Annotated in this window: 18 protein-coding genes and 1 other RNA gene; 16 read left to right on the top strand and 3 right to left on the bottom strand. The window is 63.1% G+C overall.

All coding sequences use genetic code 11. From position 1 onward, the window contains the following. Positions 1-210: 210 nt before the first annotated feature. The 4 genes from edd (at position 211) to OKW29_RS32780 (ending at position 4,996) form a co-directional block, all read left to right on the top strand. Positions 211-2,187, top strand: a complete 1,977-nt coding sequence (gene edd / locus OKW29_RS32795) for a phosphogluconate dehydratase (protein ID WP_429293931.1) — start codon at positions 211-213, stop codon at positions 2,185-2,187. 2 nt (positions 2,188-2,189) lie between these two features. Beyond that, the gene (gene eda, locus OKW29_RS32790; RefSeq protein WP_429293930.1) at positions 2,190-2,831 is read left to right on the top strand and encodes a bifunctional 4-hydroxy-2-oxoglutarate aldolase/2-dehydro-3-deoxy-phosphogluconate aldolase; all 642 of its coding nucleotides are present in this window, start codon (positions 2,190-2,192) and stop codon (positions 2,829-2,831) included. A gap of 256 nt (positions 2,832-3,087) precedes the next feature. Further along, a complete protein-coding gene (locus OKW29_RS32785; RefSeq protein WP_429293929.1) occupies positions 3,088-4,491 on the top strand; it encodes a gluconate:H+ symporter in 1,404 nt (467 codons plus the stop codon). Positions 4,492-4,501: 10 nt separating this feature from the next. Continuing rightward, on the top strand, positions 4,502-4,996 hold the full coding sequence (locus OKW29_RS32780; RefSeq protein ID WP_090801834.1) for a gluconokinase: 495 nt from the start codon (positions 4,502-4,504) through the stop codon (positions 4,994-4,996). Positions 4,997-5,094: 98 nt separating this feature from the next. Here OKW29_RS32780 and purB read toward each other — a convergent pair whose 3' ends face one another. After that, positions 5,095-6,483 (bottom strand): adenylosuccinate lyase, encoded by a 1,389-nt coding sequence (purB, locus tag OKW29_RS32775; RefSeq protein ID WP_429293928.1) that lies wholly within the window; start codon positions 6,481-6,483, stop codon positions 5,095-5,097. A 164-nt stretch (positions 6,484-6,647) separates the two neighbouring features. Between purB and OKW29_RS32770 the strand changes: the two genes are divergently transcribed. The 6 genes from OKW29_RS32770 (at position 6,648) to OKW29_RS32745 (ending at position 12,498) form a co-directional block, all read left to right on the top strand. Further along, positions 6,648-7,604 (top strand): LysR family transcriptional regulator, encoded by a 957-nt coding sequence (locus OKW29_RS32770; protein ID WP_429293927.1) that lies wholly within the window; start codon positions 6,648-6,650, stop codon positions 7,602-7,604. Between the two features lie 162 nt (positions 7,605-7,766). Further along, a complete protein-coding gene (locus OKW29_RS32765) occupies positions 7,767-9,089 on the top strand; it encodes a Glu/Leu/Phe/Val family dehydrogenase (protein WP_429293926.1) in 1,323 nt (440 codons plus the stop codon). A gap of 284 nt (positions 9,090-9,373) precedes the next feature. Further along, positions 9,374-10,267, top strand: coding sequence for a glutamate/aspartate ABC transporter substrate-binding protein (locus OKW29_RS32760; RefSeq protein WP_429293925.1), 894 nt, complete (start codon positions 9,374-9,376; stop codon positions 10,265-10,267). 91 nt (positions 10,268-10,358) lie between these two features. After that, the gene (locus tag OKW29_RS32755; protein ID WP_018421789.1) at positions 10,359-11,099 is read left to right on the top strand and encodes an amino acid ABC transporter permease; all 741 of its coding nucleotides are present in this window, start codon (positions 10,359-10,361) and stop codon (positions 11,097-11,099) included. Further along, positions 11,099-11,776, top strand: coding sequence for a glutamate/aspartate ABC transporter permease GltK (gene gltK, locus OKW29_RS32750; RefSeq protein WP_184022936.1), 678 nt, complete (start codon positions 11,099-11,101; stop codon positions 11,774-11,776). The genes OKW29_RS32755 and gltK overlap by 1 nt, the downstream gene beginning before the upstream one ends. After that, positions 11,773-12,498, top strand: coding sequence for an amino acid ABC transporter ATP-binding protein (locus OKW29_RS32745; protein ID WP_090801826.1), 726 nt, complete (start codon positions 11,773-11,775; stop codon positions 12,496-12,498). Before gltK ends, OKW29_RS32745 begins: the two co-directional genes overlap by 4 nt. 106 nt (positions 12,499-12,604) lie before the next feature. Here OKW29_RS32745 and OKW29_RS32740 read toward each other — a convergent pair whose 3' ends face one another. Then, positions 12,605-13,564, bottom strand: coding sequence for a class II glutamine amidotransferase (locus OKW29_RS32740; protein WP_429293924.1), 960 nt, complete (start codon positions 13,562-13,564; stop codon positions 12,605-12,607). Positions 13,565-13,727: 163 nt separating this feature from the next. Between OKW29_RS32740 and pyrC the strand changes: the two genes are divergently transcribed. The 3 genes from pyrC to rnpB all read left to right on the top strand — a co-directional run bounded on the left by pyrC (position 13,728) and on the right by rnpB (position 16,179). Next, positions 13,728-14,789: a dihydroorotase gene (gene pyrC / locus OKW29_RS32735; RefSeq protein ID WP_429293923.1), complete on the top strand. Its 1,062-nt coding sequence runs from the start codon at positions 13,728-13,730 to the stop codon at positions 14,787-14,789. An 11-nt stretch (positions 14,790-14,800) separates the two neighbouring features. Then, a complete protein-coding gene (locus OKW29_RS32730; protein WP_429293922.1) occupies positions 14,801-15,730 on the top strand; it encodes a DUF3025 domain-containing protein in 930 nt (309 codons plus the stop codon). 35 nt (positions 15,731-15,765) lie between these two features. Further along, positions 15,766-16,179: RNase P RNA component class A (gene rnpB, locus OKW29_RS32725), an RNA gene on the top strand. 86 nt (positions 16,180-16,265) lie between these two features. Here the strand turns inward: rnpB and OKW29_RS32720 are convergent. Beyond that, a complete protein-coding gene (locus OKW29_RS32720; RefSeq protein WP_026226035.1) occupies positions 16,266-16,688 on the bottom strand; it encodes an OsmC family protein in 423 nt (140 codons plus the stop codon). Between the two features lie 638 nt (positions 16,689-17,326). On the opposite strand from OKW29_RS32720, the gene rplM reads away from it, so the two are divergent. The 3 genes from rplM to erpA all read left to right on the top strand — a co-directional run bounded on the left by rplM (position 17,327) and on the right by erpA (position 18,759). Continuing rightward, positions 17,327-17,755 carry a 50S ribosomal protein L13 gene (gene rplM / locus OKW29_RS32715; RefSeq protein WP_013090508.1) on the top strand — a complete coding sequence of 143 codons (429 nt, stop codon included), beginning with the start codon at positions 17,327-17,329 and terminating at the stop codon, positions 17,753-17,755. An 11-nt stretch (positions 17,756-17,766) separates the two neighbouring features. Then, positions 17,767-18,159, top strand: a complete 393-nt coding sequence (gene rpsI / locus OKW29_RS32710; RefSeq protein ID WP_115781002.1) for a 30S ribosomal protein S9 — start codon at positions 17,767-17,769, stop codon at positions 18,157-18,159. A 234-nt stretch (positions 18,160-18,393) separates the two neighbouring features. Continuing rightward, on the top strand, positions 18,394-18,759 hold the full coding sequence (erpA, locus tag OKW29_RS32705; RefSeq protein WP_027198818.1) for an iron-sulfur cluster insertion protein ErpA: 366 nt from the start codon (positions 18,394-18,396) through the stop codon (positions 18,757-18,759). Positions 18,760-18,764 lie beyond the last annotated feature (5 nt).

Genomic DNA, 18,764 nt, shown 5'->3' with positions numbered 1-18,764 from the left:
GCGAGTAAGTGTATTCCCTGGGTTTCTGCTGTAAAGCGCTGAGGCGCCGCCAGTAGGGCGACCTGGCGATCCGCGCCATGCGGCGCCGCAACAGAGTTCGTCATTGCGATCGTGTAGTTTTTCTACTAAGATGACGTCGTTCGATATCACAACCCCGCGATACCGCCAGGTGTCATGCGTGCGCCTGCCGCCAGCGACGAAGGAGCTCCGATGGTTTCCCCGCATTCGCAATTGTTGAAGGTCACGCAACGCGTGATCGAGCGCAGCAAGCCCACGCGCGAAGCGTATCTGGCCCGCATCGAGCATGCGCAGGGGCGCTTTCCGGCGCGCGGCGCGTTGTCGTGCGCGAACCTCGCTCACGGTTTCGCCGGCCTCGAGGGCAACGACAAGCTCGTGATCAAGCAGATTCGCGAGCCGAATATCGGCATCGTCTCGTCGTACAACGAGATGCTGTCGGCGCACGCGCCGTACAAAAACTACCCGGACATCATCAAGCAGGCCGCGCGCGAAAACGGCGGCGTCGCGCAATTCGCGGGTGGCGTGCCGGCGATGTGCGACGGCGTCACGCAGGGCAACGCGGGCATGGAGCTGTCGCTGTTCTCGCGCGAAGTGATCGCGATGAGCACGGCCGTCGCGCTTACCCACAACATGTTCGACGCGGCGCTGTGCCTCGGCATCTGCGACAAGATCGTGCCGGGCCTGCTGATCGGCGCGCTGCAGTTCGGCCATTTGCCGACCATCTTCGTGCCGGCCGGCCCGATGGCAAGCGGCCTGTCGAACGACGACAAAGCCAGGACGCGTCAGCAGTTCGCGACCGGCCAGTGCGGCCGCGACGCGCTGCTCGAAGCGGAAGCGGCCGCCTATCACAGCCACGGCACCTGCACGTTCTACGGCACCGCGAACAGTAATCAGATGCTGATGGAAGTGATGGGCCTGCATCTGCCGGGCTCGGCCTTCGTGCATCCGCACACGCCGCTGCGCGACGCGCTGACCGCGCAGGCCGCGCGCCGCGTGCTCGATCTGACGGTCGAGCGCGGCCACTACATGCCGATCGGCCATGTGGTCGACGAGAAGGCGATCGTCAACGGCATCGTCGCGCTGCTGGCGACCGGCGGCTCGACCAATCACACGCTGCACCTCGTCGCAATCGCGCGCGCGGCCGGCATCGTGATCGACTGGGACGACTTCGACACGCTGTCGCAGGCGGTACCGCTGCTTGCGAAGATCTATCCGAACGGCAAGGCCGACGTGAACCACTTCCACGCGGCGGGCGGCGTCGCGTTCCTCGTGCGCAATCTGCTCGAAGGCGGTCTGCTGCATGAAGACGTGAACACGGTCGCGGGCAAGGGCCTGAAGCGCTACACCGAGGAGCCGAAGCTGCTCGACGGCAAGCTGCAATGGGTGGCAGGTGTCGAGGCGAGCGCGGACACAGCGGTGCTGCGCGGCATCAAGGAGCCGTTCCAGCCGGACGGCGGCCTGCGTCTGATGCAGGGCAAGCTCGGCCGCGGCGTAATCAAGATTTCGGCGGTCGCGGCTCAGCACCGCAAGGTAAAGGCGCAGGCAATCGTGTTCGATTCGCAGGAAGCAGTGCAGGAAGCGTTCGACAAGGGCGAGCTCAAGCGCGACTTCATCGCGGTGGTGCGCTTCCAGGGCGCACGCGCAAACGGCATGCCCGAGTTGCATCGTTTGACGCCGCTGCTCGGTGTGCTGCAGGATCAGGGTTTCCATGTCGCGCTGGTGACCGATGGCCGTATGTCGGGCGCGTCGGGCAAGGTGCCGGCGGTCATTCATCTGTCGCCGGAAGCATTGCTGCAAGGCCCGATCGGCAAAGTGCGCACGGGCGACATGCTGGTGATCGACGCCGAAGCGGGCGTGCTCGACATCGAGATCGACGCAGCCGAGTGGGCCGCCCGTCCGAACGCCGAGCCGCTGCATCAGGCGGACAACGAAGTCGGCTTCGGCCGCGAGCTGTTCGGCGTGTTCCGTGCGGCGGCGGCGCCGGCGGAGCAGGGCGCGTCGGTGTTCGGCAAGCTGGTCGGCGAGGGCGGCACGGTCGACGGCCAGCACGGCCACGGCAGCCATCACAAGCACGGCCACGACGGTGACCATCTGCACGGCCATCAACCCAGCGACCATCACACGAGCACCGCGCAAGCCGGCGCGGCGCCGCAGAAACAAGGAGTCTGACTATGACGTCGAAAACAGTAAGCGATATCGTGCGCCTCGGCCCGGTGATTCCGGTGCTCGCGTTCGACACGGTCGAACAGGGCGAACACGTGTCGCGTGCGTTGCACGCGGGCGGCGTGAAGGTGCTCGAAATCACGCTGCGCACGCCGGCGGGCATCGGCGCGATCGAGCGTGCGTGCGAACTCGCGGACGACATCGTGGTCGGTGTCGGCACGATCACGAAGCCTGAGCATTGCGCCCAGGCGAAGAAGGCGGGCGCGCAGTTCGGCGTGTCGCCGGGTTTGACCAAGGACATGCACAAGGCCGCGCAGGATGTGGGTCTGCCGCTGTTGCCCGGCGTGATGACGCCGTCGGACATCATTCTCGCGCTCGAGCTCGGCTACGAGATCGTCAAGTTCTTCCCCGCACAGCAGGCGGGCGGCGTGCCGATGCTGCAGGCGTTCCACGGCCCGTTCCCGGCGCTGAAGTTCTGCCCGACCGGCGGCATCACGCCGGAAAGCGCGCCGCACTTCCTGTCGCTGCCGAACGTGGTCTGTGTCGGCGGTTCGTGGCTCACGCCGAAGGCCGCGCTCGCCGCGCAGAACTGGGACGAGCTCACGCGCCTCGCGCGCGCCGCGAGCCAGCTGGCGGCACCCGCGCACTAAGCCCCACAACCCAATAACGCATCGGTCAACTGAACCGGGCCCAGGAGTCTCGTCGATACAGCCGCATCAGGCTGTCGCGCCGAGACTCTTTTTTTACTTGATATGCGTGCTGGATTTGCGCGCGCTTTCTGGAAACAAACAGTAAAATTCAGCGTCCGCGCGGCTAGCCGGGTTTTCAGGCATCGCGCAGGTTGCCGTGAGACGAAGTGCCGGCCGCATCCGCACTCTGAAATCAATAAACCAAAGGAGGGGCTTCATGGAATCTGCCCACGGCAGCTTGCTGCTGGTCTACGCATTGATCGCGATCGCGCTGCTGATCTTGATGATCACGCGCTTCAAGGTCTATCCGTTTCTCGTTCTGATCATCGTGTCGTTGCTGCTGGGCCTCGTGGCCGGCATGCCGATGCAGACCATCGTCAAATCGTTCGAAACGGGGAACGGCAACACGCTCGGGCACATTGCCATCGTCGTCGGTCTCGGTACGATGCTCGGCAAGATGATGGCCGAATCGGGCGGCGCCGAGCGCGTCGCGACCACGCTGATCAACTGGTTCGGTGAGAAACACATTCACTGGGCGATGATGGTGGTCGCGATCATCGTCGGCTTGCCGGTGTTCTTCGAAGTCGGTTTCGTGCTGCTGATTCCGATCGCGTTCAACGTCGCCAAGCGCACCAACAAATCGCTGCTGCTGGTCGGCCTGCCGATGGTCGCGGGTCTGTCCGTCGTGCACGGGCTGATTCCGCCGCACCCGGCCGCGCTGCTCGCCGTGCAGGCGTTTCACGCGGACATCGGCAAGACGATCGCCTACGGTCTGATCGTCGGCGTGCCGTGCGCAATCGTCGCGGGTCCGCTGTTCGCGTTGCTGGTGAGCCGTCATATCCAGTTGCCGAAGGAAAATCCGCTTGCCGCGCAATTTCTGGGCAGCGACGTGAAGGACGCCAACGGCGTGCAAAGTGGTAACGCCGCGAAGGCCGCTGCACCGAAGCGCGAACTGCCGAGCTTCGGCATCACGCTGGTCACGATCCTGTTGCCGGTGGTCCTGATGCTGGTCGGCAGCTGGGCCGACCTGGTCTTCGAGCCGAAGACGCTGCCGAACGATCTGCTGCGCTTTTTCGGCAACACCGACGTCGCGCTGCTGACGGCCGTGCTGGTCAGCTTCTGGACCTTCGGCGCGAGCCGCGGCTTCAACCGCGAGCAGATCCAGAAGTTCTGCGGCGAGTGTCTCGCGCCGATAGCGGGTATTACACTGATCGTCGGTGCGGGCGGCGGTTTTGGCCGCGTACTGATGGATAGCGGCATTTCGAAGGAAATCACCAACGTGGCGACCGCGGTGCATCTGTCGCCGCTGCTGTTCGGCTGGCTCGTCGCGGCGATGATGCGTCTCGCGACCGGTTCGGCCACCGTCGCGATGACGACCGCCTGCGGCATCGTCGCGCCGATCGCGGCGGCGGGCGCGGTGCAGGTGAAGCCGGAACTGATGGTGCTCGCGACCGGCTCGGGCTCGCTGATCTTCTCGCACGTGAACGACGGCGGCTTCTGGCTGATCAAGGAATATTTCGGCATGACGGTGGTGCAGACCTTCAAGACGTGGTCGCTCCTCGAAACCATCATTTCGGTGATGGGGCTGGGCCTGACCTTCGCGCTCGCGGCGGTCCTGTAAGGAGTTTCAAATGATTCTGATCGCAATGGGCGTGTCGGGCGCCGGCAAGACGAGGATTGGCGAAATGCTGGCCGAGCGCCTGCATTGTGCGTTCACCGACGGCGACGCGTTCCATAGCGCGGCGAACAAGGAGAAGATGCACCACGGCATTCCGCTCACCGACGAAGACCGCTGGCCGTGGCTGAAGACGATCCGCGCGGCGATCGAGGAAAAGCAGAAAGCGGGCGAGACGGCGGTGTTCACGTGTTCGTCGCTGAAGCGCTCATATCGCGACATTCTGCGTGCCGGCGACAAGGACGTGTGCTTCGTCTACCTGAAGGGTTCGCGCGAGGTGCTCGCGGAGCGTCTCGGGGATCGCACCGGGCATTTCTTCGATCCGTCGCTGCTGCAAAGCCAACTCGATACGCTCGAGGAGCCCGGTGACGACGAAGCGATCACGGTCAGCATCGATCTGACGCCGGAACAGATCGTCGACGAGGTGCTCAGGCAGGTCGAAGCGCGCTGAGTCGTTGATTGCTTCGCGTTCCAGCTTTGAACGCGGGACGAAAAAAAGCCGCTCCTCGGAGCGGCTTTTTTATGCATTGAAGAAGCTGGGCCAGCAGATCAGCCGATCCGCTTCGCCAGTTCGACGGCCCGGCCGATGTACGAGCCGGGCGTCATGGCGAGCAGGCGGTCCTTCGCGTCCTGCGGAATCGCCAGGCCGCCAATGAAGCTCTGCAGCGCCTCGCGCGTGATGCCCTTGCCGCGCGTGAGCTCCTTCAGCTGCTCGTACGGATTCTCGATGCCGTAACGGCGCATCACGGTCTGCACCGGCTCGGCCAGCACTTCCCAGCAGTTGTCGAGGTCTTCGTTCAGACGCTGCGCATTCACTTCGAGCTTGTCGAGGCCGCGGATCAGCGAGTCGTACGCGAGCAGCGAGTAGCCGAACGCGACGCCGATGTTGCGCAGCACCGTCGAGTCGGTCAGGTCGCGCTGCCAGCGCGACACCGGCAGCTTGTCGGCGAGGTGGCGCAACGTGGCGTTCGCGAGGCCGAGGTTGCCTTCCGAGTTTTCGAAGTCGATCGGGTTGACCTTGTGCGGCATCGTCGACGAACCGATTTCGCCGGCCTTCGTGCGCTGCTTGAAGTAGCCGAGCGAGATGTAGCCCCACACGTCGCGGTCCAGATCCAGCAGGATCGTGTTCGCGCGCGAGAGCGCGTCGAACAGCTCGGCCATGTAGTCGTGCGGCTCGATCTGGATCGTGTACGGATTGAACGCGAGCTTCAGACGGTTCTCGACGACGTCCTTCGAGAATGCTTCCCAGTCGAACTCCGGATACGCGGACAGGTGCGCGTTGAAGTTGCCGACCGCGCCGTTCATCTTGCCGAGCAGTTCGACCTTCGCGATCCGCTCGATCGCACGCGCGAGCCGCGCGGCGACGTTGGCGATTTCCTTGCCGAGCGTGGTCGGGCTGGCCGGCTGGCCGTGCGTGCGCGACAGCATCGGCTGGGCGGCTTGCGCGTGCGCGAGCGCAACGAGGCGTTGATGCACCGAGCGCAGCGCCGGCAGGATCACGTGTTCGCGCGCGCCGGCGAGCATCAGGCCGTGCGACGTGTTGTTGATGTCTTCCGACGTGCACGCGAAGTGGATGAACTCGCTCGCGCGCTCCAGTTCTTCATGGCCCTTCACCGATTCCTTCAACCAGTATTCGACGGCCTTCACGTCGTGGTTCGTCACGCGCTCGATTTCCTTGATGCGCGCGGCGTCGTGCGCGGTGAAGCGCTCGGCCAGTTGCAGCAGGAATTGCTCGGACGCCTCGGAGAAGCGCGGCACTTCGGCGAAGCCGGCGCGCGACAGCGCGATCAGCCAGTGGATTTCGACCGTCACGCGATTGCGCATGAAGGCGGCTTCCGAGAGCCAGTCGCGCAGGGCTTCGGTTTTGGCGGCGTAGCGGCCGTCGAGCGGGGAAAGCGCGTTCAGCGCGAACAGGGTGTCGGGGCGGGTGTCGGACATGATGAGGACCGGATTGAAGCGGTTGAGCGCTCAGCGAGCGGGTCGGGAACGGAGGGAACCGTGGATTTTACCACTGTGACGCGATCGGCCCGCCCGGATGCGTCGGTCGCAATCCGCGCCGCTAGAATGCAGGCTTCTTCCCTCTCGACGGCAAGCGCAAGCGCATGGAACTGAAATGGCTCGAAGACTTCATTTCGCTCGCGGAAACGCGTAGCTTCAGCCGCTCGGCCGAGTTGCGCCACATCACGCAGCCGGCTTTCTCGCGCCGCATCCAGGCGCTCGAGGCGTGGCTCGGCACGGAACTGATCGACCGTTCTGTTTATCCGACGCGGCTCACGGCGGCCGGCCAGGTGTTCAACGAGCAGGCGCTCGCGATGCTGTCGCAATTCCACGAGGCGCGCGCGCTGCTGCGCGGCCACACGGCGACGCCGCAGGCGACGATCGAATTCGCGGTCCCCCACACGCTGTCTCTCACTTACTTCCCGCGCTGGCTGCAGCGCATCGAGACGCAGATGGGCCCGATCCACACGCGGCTGCGCGCGCTGAACGTGCACGACGCGGCGCTCTCGCTGGTGGAAGGCGGCTGCGATCTGATGATGGGCTACCACCATCCGAGCCATCCGGTCGCGCTCGATCCGGCGCGCTACGACATGCTGACGCTCGGCCACGAGTCGATCAGCCCGTTCTCGGCACCGGCCCGCGCGGGGCGGCCGCGTCACACGCTGCCAGGCTCGGCCGATGCGCCCGCGCCGTATCTGTCGTACACGCCGAACGCGTACCTCGGGCGCATGACCGAGGTGATTCTCGCGAACGCGCCGGAGCGCCTGTACCTCGACCGGCTCTACGAAACCGACATGGCCGAGGGGCTCAAGGCGATGGCGCTCGCTGGTCACGGCATCGCGTTTCTGCCGCATAGCGCGGTCGAAGATGCGGTGGCCGAAGGCCGGCTGATCCGCCTCGATCGCGCGACGCGCGGCACGCCGGAAGGGCAACTGACGCTCAGCATGGAGATTCGCCTGTATCGCGACAAGCTCGCCGCGAAAAGCGACGACGCGCGCCAGATTCTCGTGCGCCAGTTGTGGGACGTGGTGTCGGAGGAACTCCGGCAGAGCGCCGCCTGAGCCGCGGCATAAAACTCAAACTCGAACCTGCGTCGCGACGACGCGAATTTGCGGCTTTGCGAACGTTATGCAAGAAAAACATAACGGGATAAGGAAACGGCATTGGATTTCGATACGGCGTTTTTCGACAATGCCCGTACTCGATCAAACGCCGGAGCGTTCATGTCAGCCCAGCAACAAGCCGCAGAATCGGTACAAGCCGCCTCAACGTTGCAAGCCGTTCCCTCCTACCTCAATAAGGAAGACCTCGGCCCTTGGGGCAACTATCTGCGCCAGGTCGACCGCGTCGCGCCGTATCTCGGTTCGCTGTCCCGCTGGCTCGAAACCCTGAAACGCCCGAAGCGCATTCTCGTCGTGGACGTGCCCATCGAACTCGACAACGGCACGGTCGCGCACTTCGAGGGTTATCGCGTGCAACACAACGTGTCGCGCGGTCCGGGCAAGGGCGGCGTGCGTTATCACCAGGACGTTACGCTATCCGAAGTGATGGCGCTGTCCGCGTGGATGTCGGTGAAGAATGCGGCGGTGAACGTGCCGTACGGCGGCGCGAAGGGCGGCATCCGCGTCGATCCGCGCACGCTGTCGCGTGGCGAGCTCGAGCGCGTGACGCGCCGCTACACGAGCGAGATCGGCATCATCATCGGACCGAATACCGACATCCCCGCGCCGGACGTGAACACGAACGAGCAGATCATGGCGTGGATGATGGACACGTACTCGATGAATCAGGGCCAGACGGCCACCGGCGTCGTGACGGGCAAGCCGATCACGCTCGGCGGCTCGCTCGGCCGTCGCGAGGCGACCGGCCGCGGCGTATTCGTGGTGGGCTGCGAAGCGGCTCGCCGCATCGGCTTCGACATCGAAGGCGCACGTATCGCGGTGCAGGGCTTCGGCAACGTCGGCGGCATCGCCGCGCGTCTGTTCCAGGAGGCGGGCGCGAAGGTCGTCGCGGTGCAGGACCACACCGGCTCGGTGTACAAGTCCACCGGCATCGACGCGGTCGCGCTGCTCGACTACGTCGCGAAGACGGGCGGCGTCGGCGGTTTCCCCGAAGCGGACGCGATCACCGGTGATGAGTTCTGGACCGTCGAGTCGGACATCCTGATTCCGGCGGCGCTGGAAAATCAGATCACCGAAAAAAACGCCGGCAAGATCAAGACCAGGATCATCGTCGAGGGCGCGAACGGCCCGACCACTACGGCGGCGGACGACATCCTGCACGATCGCGGCATCCTCGTGATTCCGGACGTGGTCGCAAATGCCGGCGGTGTGACAGTGTCATATTTCGAATGGGTCCAGGACTTCTCGAGCTTCTTCTGGACCGAAGACGAGATCAACGAGCGCCTCGAGCGCGTGATGCGCGAAGCGTTCGCGGCGGTGTGGCAGGTGTCGAGCGAGCAGAACGTGTCGGTGCGCACGGCTGCGTTCATCGTCGCGTGTAAGCGGATTTTGCAGGCGCGCGAGATGCGCGGCTTGTATCCCTGATGGGCCGTGTCCTATCTTGTTTGAAACGGCGGTGACGCGGCCCGGTATCCGGGGCGGGAGGCGCATACCGTCGAAATTTCGTGCATCAACGCGGTCCACAAGACGGCGTGTTTGACCGGCGGGCGGCATCCTATCGATGCCGCCCGCCTTCTCATATGCGCGAAACGGCCGTGCCACGGCGCCGCGGGCCCATCGCGGCGTGCGCGCAACAGAATGGTTAATAGCGATACTTTCAGAAAAATTACTTTGTTACACTGGCGCCGGTTCTTGCCAAGGAGATCAAGATGAAGATTAAAAAAGCTGCGCTGCTGCTCGCGACTCTCGGACTGTTTACGGTTGGCGCGCATGCGCAAGACTCGGGCACGCTGAAAAAGATCAAGGATACGGGCGTCATTTCGCTGGGCCATCGCGAATCGTCGATCCCATTCTCCTATTACGACGAAAAGCAGAACGTGATCGGCTACTCGCAGGATTACGCGATGAAGATCGTCGAGGGCGTCAAGCAAAAGCTGAACATGCCGAACCTGAAGGTGAAGCTCGTGCCGGTCACGTCGCAGAACCGCATTCCGCTCGTGCAGAACGGCACGGTCGACATCGAGTGCGGCTCAACCACGAATAACCTCGAGCGTCAGCAGCAGGCTGCCTTCACGAACACGATCTTCGTGATCGGCACGCGCCTGATGACCAAGAAAGATTCCGGCATCAAGGACTTCCCGGACCTGAAGGGCAAGACGGTCGTCACGACCGCCGGCACCACGTCCGAGCGCCTGCTTCGCAAGATGAACCAGGACAAGAACATGGGCATGAACATCATCAGCGCGAAGGATCACGGCGAATCGTTCCTGACGCTGTCGACGGGCCGTGCCGCCGCGTTCATGATGGACGACGCGCTGCTCGCCGGCGAGCGCGCGAAGTCGAGCAACCCGGGCGATTTCGTGATCGTCGGCACGCCGCAATCGCGGGAGGCGTACGGCTGCATGCTGCGCAAGAACGACCCCGACTTCAAGAAGGTCGCCGATGACGCCATCGCGAAGGTGCAAACGTCGGGCGAAGGCGAACAGATCTACAAGCGCTGGTTCGAATCGCCGATCCCGCCGAAGGGCCTGAACCTGAACTTCCCGATGAGCGACGATATGCGTGCGCTGTTCAAGAACCCGAACGACAAGGCAATCGACTAAACCCTAGCTGCTTTTTCGACACTTTCGAAACGCTGAACGGAACGGAAGGGGCCACGCGCTTCTTCCGTTTCTTTTTGCCGGAGTCTTGGTCATGTCATATCACTGGAACTGGGGCATTCTGCTGAGTCCCGTCTCCACGGGCGAGCCCACCACCTATCTGGGCTGGCTGTTCTCGGGGCTGCGGGTGACGGTCACCGTGTCGCTGTCGGCATGGGTGATCGCGCTGATCGTCGGCTCGCTCTTCGGTGTGCTGCGCACGGTGCCCAACAAATGGGCGTCGGGCGTCGGCACCGTCTACGTCGCGATTTTCCGTAACATTCCGCTGATCGTGCAGTTCTTCATCTGGTATCTGGTGATACCGGAGCTGCTGCCTGTGTCGATCGGCAACTGGTTCAAGCAATTGCCGCCGGGCGCGCAGTTCTTCTCATCGTCGATCGTGTGTCTGGGCCTCTTCACCGCCGCGCGCGTGTGCGAGCAGGTGCGCTCGGGCATCAACGCGTTGCCGCGCGGCCAGCGCGCGGCCGGTCTGGCGGTGGGCTTCACGCAGTGGCAGACGTATCGCTACGTGCTGCTGCCGGTCGCCTACCGCATCATCGTGCCGCCGCTCACCTCCGAGTTTCTGAACATCTTCAAGAACTCCGCGGTTGCCTCGACGATCGGTCTGCTCGATCTGTCCGCGCAGGCGCGCCAGCTCGTCGACTACACGTCGCAAACTTACGAGTCGTTCATCGCAGTCACGGTCGCATACATGCTGATCAATCTGATCGTGATGCAACTGATGCGCTGGGTCGAAGTGAAGGCCCGGCTGCCCGGCTATATCGGAGGAAAGTGATGCATCATTTCGACTGGAGCGGTATTCCGGGCGCGCTGCCTACGCTATGGACCGGCGCGATCATCACGTTCAAGATCACGCTGATCGCGATCGTATTCGGCATCATCTGGGGCACCATTCTCGCGATGTTTCGACTGTCGCCGATCAAGCCGCTCGGATGGTTCGCGCAGGGTTACGTGACGCTCTTCCGTTCGATCCCGCTCGTGATGGTGCTGCTGTGGTTCTTCCTGATCGTGCCGCAGGTGCTGCAAAGCGTGCTCGGTCTGTCGGCCGACATCGACATCCGGCTCGCCTCGGCGATGGTCGCGTTCTCGCTGTTCGAGGCCGCGTATTATTCGGAGATCATCCGCGCCGGCATTCAGGCGGTGCCGCGTGGTCAGGTCAACGCGTCGTTCGCGCTCGGCATGACCTATGGGCAGGCGATGCGCCTGATCGTGCTGCCGCAGGCGTTCCGCGCGATGGTGCCGCTGCTGCTCACGCAGGGTATCGTGCTGTTTCAGGACACGTCGCTCGTCTACGTGATCAGCCTCGCCGACTTCTTCCGCACGGCTACGAATATTGGCGATCGTGACGGCACGAACGTCGAGATGGTACTGTTCGCGGGCGCGTGTTATTTCGTGATCTGCGTGATCGCGTCGAGCCTCGTCAAAGGTCTTCAGAAAAAGGTCGCAAGATGATCTCTATCAAGAATGTTTCGAAGTGGTACGGCCATTTCCAGGTGCTGACCGACTGCACGACGGAAGTCAAAAAGGGCGAAGTGGTCGTGGTGTGCGGGCCGTCCGGTTCGGGCAAGTCCACGCTGATCAAGACCGTCAACGGACTCGAGCCGTTCCAGAAGGGCGAGATCGTCATCAACGGCCAGTCACTGACCGACAAGAAAACCAATCTCTCGAAGCTGCGCTCGAAGGTCGGCATGGTGTTCCAGCACTTCGAACTGTTTCCGCATCTGTCGATCGTGCAGAACCTGACGCTCGCGCAGGTCAAGGTGCTCGGCCGCTCGAACGACGAGGCGACCGCGAAGGCCCTGAAGCTGCTCGATCGCGTCGGTCTGCGCGCACATGCGGACAAGTATCCGGGGCAGCTGTCCGGTGGTCAGCAGCAGCGCGTGGCGATTGCGCGTGCGCTCTCCATGGACCCGATCGCGATGCTGTTCGACGAGCCGACCTCGGCGCTCGATCCGGAGATGATCAACGAAGTGCTCGACGTGATGGTCGAACTCGCGCAGGAAGGCATGACGATGATGTGCGTGACGCACGAAATGGGCTTCGCGAAGAAGGTCGCGCATCGCGTGATTTTCATGGACAAGGGTTTGATCGTCGAAGACGACCGCAAGGAAGACTTCTTCGCGAATCCGAAGTCGGATCGCGCGAAGGATTTTCTCGCGAAGATTCTGCACTGAGACTGAGGGTTGGCGCGCAGGCCTCGTTTCGGGGCTCGCGCGGGACGAAAAAAAGCCGCTCCGTGGAGCGGCTTTTTGTTTCGCAGGCGTAGGGTGACGCGGCGGCTTACGACTCGAACGCTGCCGTGTCATCGGCGGCTTCGAGATCGGTTTCGCTGTCGGGTGAAATCGTGGTTGCGCTCGTGCCCACCGCGTGCGCGCCGTTCGACGCCGCGATCGTCGTGGCCGATGCCGATGCGTCGAGTGCCGGATTGCGCAACTTTTCGAGCACCGACTGCGGCACCGGGATATTGGCGTGGCCGATCACGTCGCCATGCTGGAACATCAGCAGATCGCCGGGCTTGAACGCGGTCCACACTTCGTTGTCGGTCAGCGGCTTGGTCGCGATGACTGCGACGCGGTCTTCGGGCGTCGTGTATTTGGCGAAATCGATCGACACGTCCGCGTCGACCAGATGCGCGGTCGAAAACGGCCAGCGACGCACGAGGTAATGCAGATGCGTCGAGCAATGCGCGAACAGGGCCTGGCCGTTAGACATCAGGAAATTGAACACGCCGTACTGCGTGATTTCACGCGTGAGCGTCTCGAGCGCGGCGAACAGCTCGTGAAGCGGCGGCTGCTGCGCGCCCGGAAAAGCCTTACGCAAACCTTCCAGCAGCGCGCAGAACGAGAGTTCGCTGTCGGTCGTGCCGACCGGCTGATACACGCCGTTCAGTTCCGGCGCGTAAGCCTGCAGGTCGCCGTTATGCGCGAAGATCCAGTGACGCCCCCACAGTTCGCGCATGAACGGGTGGCAGTTTTCGAGCAGGATGTGCCCTTGCGTCGCCTTGCGGATGTGCGCGATCGTGTTTTTCGATTTGATCGGATAGCGCTTGACCATCTCGGCGATCGGCGACGTGGCCGACGATTGATGATCGATGAACAAGCGGCACGCCTTGTCTTCAAAGAAAGCGATGCCCCAGCCGTCGGCGTGGTGATCGGTGACGCCGCCACGCGCCGCAAAGCCGGTAAAGGAAAACGTGACGTCCGTCGGCGCGGCGCAATTCATTCCGAGAAGTTGGCACATGTTGCAGGTGAGCCTGTGAACGGAGTGAGCCGTTACAATGATGATCTTTCAAGCATATCACCGAGCCGAACCCGCCAAATAGCGAAATTGACATGTGTTTGGGCCGCTACAACGCGGTTTGACCGGTCGATCAGCGAGGCGCGCGAAGTCTCGTATTCCTGCCATGACTGCTTCCAACGTTTCCCCCGATTCCGTCACACTGGTCCGCCCGGACGACTGGCATCTGCACGTGCGCGACGGCGCGATGCTCGCGGCCGTGCTGCCTGACACCGCGCGCCAGTTCGGTCGCGCGATCATCATGCCGAACCTGAAGCCGCCGGTCGCGACGACCGCGATGGCGAAGGCATATCGCGAGCGCATCATCGCCGCGATTCCCGAGGGCGCGAGATTCGAGCCGCTGATGACGCTGTACCTGACCGACAACACGCTGCCCGACGAGATCCGCCGCGCGCGCGAGAGCGGCTTCGTGCACGGCGTGAAGCTGTACCCGGCGGGCGCGACGACGAACTCCGACGCGGGCGTCACCGATCTGATGAAGTGCGCGAAGACGCTGGAAGTGATGCAGGAAGTCGGCATGCCGCTGCTCGTGCATGGCGAGGTGACCGATTCGGACATCGATCTGTTCGATCGCGAAAAGGTCTTCATCGATCGCGTGATGATGCCGCTGCGCCGCGCATTTCCGGCGCTGAAGGTCGTGTTCGAGCACATCACGACGAAGGACGCGGCCGACTACGTCCGCGAAGCGGGCGTCGCGCCGGAACTGCTTGGCGCTACGATCACCGCGCACCATCTGCTGTACAACCGCAACGCGATTTTCCAGGGCGGCATCCGTCCGCATTACTACTGCCTGCCGGTGCTCAAACGCGAGACGCATCGCGTCGCGCTGGTCGAGGCGGCGACCTCGGGCGATCCGCGCTTCTTCCTCGGCACCGACAGCGCGCCGCATCCGAAAGGGCTGAAGGAACACGCGTGCGGTTGCGCGGGCTGCTACACCGCGCTCCACGCGCTCGAGCTCTATACCGAAGCATTCGAGAAGGCCGGCGCGCTCGACAAGCTCGAAGGCTTCGCGAGCTTCCATGGTCCGGACTTCTACCGTCTGCCGCGCAATACGGAGAAGGTCACGCTGCGTCGCGAGCAATGGACGCTGCCGGCCGAGCTGCCGGCCGGCGATACGCCGGTCGTGCCGCTGCGAGGCGGGGAGTCGATTGGCTGGCGTCTCGTTTGAGGCTGCGGTAGATGCGGGAGCGTGAGGCGGGGCAGCGCGCTGCCAATATTGATAAGGCGGCGAAAGCGGGCTCCGCGGTAGACCATGAAGCCGCGGCGGCCAAAGCTGCGCGCGGCATGGCACCCGAGCCTCAGCCACCGTGCTTCGCCGCAATCGACTGGTCGAAGCCGTGGTTCGCGCAATTCGCCACACGCGGTCAGCGATGGCAGCAAGCCGCGCTGACCGGCTACGCGGACCTTCTCGCCGCGATGAACGCCGACGCCGCCCAGATGCAACAGACCACCGGCCGCGGCCAGCCTCTTGCGTTCATCGCGCAGGACGACCTGCCACCGGGTGCCGCGTACGAGGGGCATATAGCGTCGACCGGTTGCGTGCCGACGCGCCACAATCTGCACGACTTCTTCAACGGTTCGATGTGGTTCGCGTTTCCGCGCATCAAGGCGGCGCTGAACGCGCGCCAGTCGGCGGAGCTCGACGTGCTCGGCGTGGGCCCGACGCGTGGCGGTGTGCGCGACATGCTGACCCTCTTCGACGAAAACGCGCTGCTGTTCGCTTGCGCCGATTCTTCGCTGAGCGCCGCGCTACGCGGCTTCGAGTGGCAGACGCTGTGTGTCGCGTGGCGCGATGCGTGGGGGCGGAGCTGCGAAGTGCGGTGCTTCGGCCATGCGCTGCTCGAAAAGCTGATCGCGCCGTTCAAGGGCTGCACCGGCCATGCATGGATCGTCGACGTTCCGGCAGAGTATTTCGAATGGGACACCCCGACGCGCGACGCATGGCTCGATGAAGCCGTCAGCGCGGCGCTGCTCGGCCCCGACGCTTTGACGAGCCGCATGTTCGCGCCGCTGCCGGTGCTCGGCATTCCGGGCTGGTGGTCCGAGAACGAATCGCCGGCGTTCTACGACGACACGTCCGTGTTCCGCACGGGGAGGCGCAAGCGCTAGGCGTTTCCGCGTTCGGTGTTAAAATTCGCGTCAGCAAAGCAGGCCAGGCAGTCGCGGCCTCGACGGCTTCGGCCAACGAGGGCGAGGAAAGTCCGGACTCCACAGGGCAGGGTGATGGCTAACGGCCATCCGTGGCGACACGCGGAACAGGGCAACAGAAAGCAAACCGCCGATGGCCCGGCGCAAGTCGGGATCAGGTAAGGGTGAAACGGTGCGGTAAGAGCGCACCGCGGCTGTCGCAAGGCAGACCGGCACGGTAACCTCCACCCGGAGCAATTCCAAGTAGGCAGGCGCGCATCTTCGCGATGCAGGACGGGGCCCCCGTCTCGTCTGCGGGTAGGAAGCTTGAGCGCGTCAGTAATGGCGCGCCTAGAGGAATGGCTGCCACGCGGGTCGAGTCTTCGGGCGCGGCGCGTGCACAGAATCCGGCTTATCGGCCTGCTTTGCCGCTGAATAAGGAAAGCCGGCGTCCGTTGGGACGCCGGCTTTTTCATTTGGGGCGGGGTGGCGGCCGTGGCCGCCATCGCTTTCGCGCTCAGAGCGCGACGATGTCGAACGAATGCGTGAGCTCGGCGGTCTTCGCGATCATGATCGACGCCGAGCAGTATTTGTCGTGCGAGAGGTTGATCGCGCGCTCGACGGTCGCCGGGTTCAGATTCTTGCCCGTCACCGTGAAGTGGAAGTGGATCTTCGTGAACACCTTCGGATCTTCGCTCGCGCGCTCGGCCTTCAGCGTCACCGAGCAGCCGGCGATCTCCTGGCGGCTCTTCTTCAGGATCATCACGACGTCGTAGGCGGTGCAGCCGCCGGTGCCGAGCAGCACCATTTCCATCGGGCGCGGCGCGAGGTTGCGTCCGCCACCCTCGGGTGCGCCGTCCATCGCGACCAGATGACCGCTGCCCGTCTCGGCCGCGAACGCCATCCCGTCTTGTCCCATCCAGCTTACTTTGCATTCCATGCTGTCACTCCCACCGCGCATCGCTTTGTCGAGACGGCATTGTAGCCCGGTGTCTGACGATTGGCGCACGCTGAGCGCATCCCGCGTCCATGCACGGCGATTGCTTTCTTGTTGCGGTGCGGAATGGGCGGGCGGTTCCAGAATTCCTCGGGCAGTTTAGGGTCCTTACTCTAGGGCATGTCTGATGCGATTCGAATTCTTTGGCCTCTAGTGCTTGATCCAAAAGGAGTTTCGTCAAATGTCCTCCCTGCATCGAATCTGTCACATTATGAAAACTAATTTCACAATGCAAATCTTCTTGCGTTGCACAAGGGTGACTCTTATAATTTACTCCATCGTTGCAGCAGTTCTGCAACCTCCGCTGTCTCCTCCACCTCCTCCTTTGGTGGATTAAACCCCGAGCCGCTCGTTCGGGTTTTTTTTCGCCCCCGTTTGTCAGGCGTTTCGCCCCGTTTCCTGGCCGCTCGCGGCGAGCGCATCGCACGTTTTGACTTGCCAGCACAAATTCCTTTATAATTCAGGGCTTTTCCGCATCCGCGCCCGCGGAAGAAGAACCAGGGAGAGCCTGCACGCGCCTCGATGCGCACACTACAAGCAGGAAAGAACACATTGGGCGCAGCAATTTTTTTGGATCGATCATGAAGACGTTTTCCGCAAAAGCCCATGAGGTGACGCGCGAATGGTACGTGATTGACGCGACGGATAAGGTTCTCGGGCGTGTCGCCAGCGAAGTGGCACACCGTCTTCGCGGCAAGCACAAGCCTGAATTCACTCCCCACGTCGACACCGGTGATTTCATCATCGTCATCAACGCCGGCAAGCTGAAGGTCACGGGCAACAAGGTTACCGACAAGAAGTACTACCGTCACTCGGGCTACCCGGGCGGTATCTATGAAACGACATTCGGCAAGATGCAGGAACGCTTTCCGGGCCGCGCGCTCGAGAAAGCGGTCAAGGGCATGCTGCCGAAGGGTCCGCTCGGCTACGCGATGATCAAGAAGCTGAAGGTCTACGCTGACGCAACGCATCCGCATTCGGCACAACAGCCGAAGGCGCTCGAGATCTAAGGGGAGCCCACATGATCGGTAACTGGAATTACGGCACGGGCCGCCGCAAGAGCGCCGTCGCTCGCGTGTTCATCAAGGCAGGCAAGGGCGACATCGTTGTGAACGGCAAGCCCATCGCCGACTACTTCTCGCGCGAAACGTCGCTGATGATCGTGCGTCAACCGCTGGAGCTCACGAACCACGGTGTCACGTTCGACATCAAGGTCAACGTGACCGGCGGCGGTGAAACGGGTCAAGCAGGTGCGGTTCGCCACGGCATCACCCGCGCGCTGATGGACTACGACGCAACGCTGAAGCCGCAACTGTCGAACGCTGGCTTCGTTACGCGTGACGCTCGTGAAGTCGAACGTAAGAAGGTCGGCTTCCACAAGGCGCGTCGCCGCAAGCAATTCTCGAAGCGTTAATCGTTTCGGGCGCGAACCGGCCTTCACGCCGGTTTGCAGCAAAAGCCGCCAACGCCACGCGCGAAGGCGGCTTTTTTTATGGTTCGCCGGGGTTCGCGGGCCGGTTTCGTTCGCCCAGGCGGCATCGGCTCGCCTTGCATCGACCTTGCAGCAAGAACCCATTGATTTTGTGGGCTTCAGCACGATATCCGGAACAGCCCTACAATATCGGCTAAAGCTATTTGGAGAGTTCGAATGAACGCAGTCACCGACACCCCCGTGACCGAGATGCCGGCCCCCTTCGTCTTCACCGACGCAGCGGCTGACAAGGTCAAGCAACTGATCGATGAGGAAGGCAACCCGGAGCTCAAGCTGCGCGTGTTCGTGCAGGGCGGCGGCTGCTCGGGCTTCCAGTACGGCTTCACGTTTGATGAAGCGATCAACGAAGACGACACCGTGATGAACAAGAGCGGCGTCCAGCTGCTGATCGACTCGATGAGCTACCAGTACCTGGTCGGCGCAGAGATCGACTACAAGGACGACATCAACGGCGCGCAGTTCGTCATCAAAAACCCGAACGCGAGCACGACCTGCGGTTGCGGTTCGTCGTTCTCGGTCTGAGCGGA

It is taken from the genome of Paraburkholderia sp. CI3 (assembly GCF_050436505.1).
Taxonomy (GTDB): Bacteria; Pseudomonadota; Gammaproteobacteria; order Burkholderiales; family Burkholderiaceae; genus Paraburkholderia; species Paraburkholderia tuberum.
The sequence above is the reverse complement of the archived record's forward strand: the minus strand, read 5'-3'. Positions and strand labels throughout refer to the sequence as shown.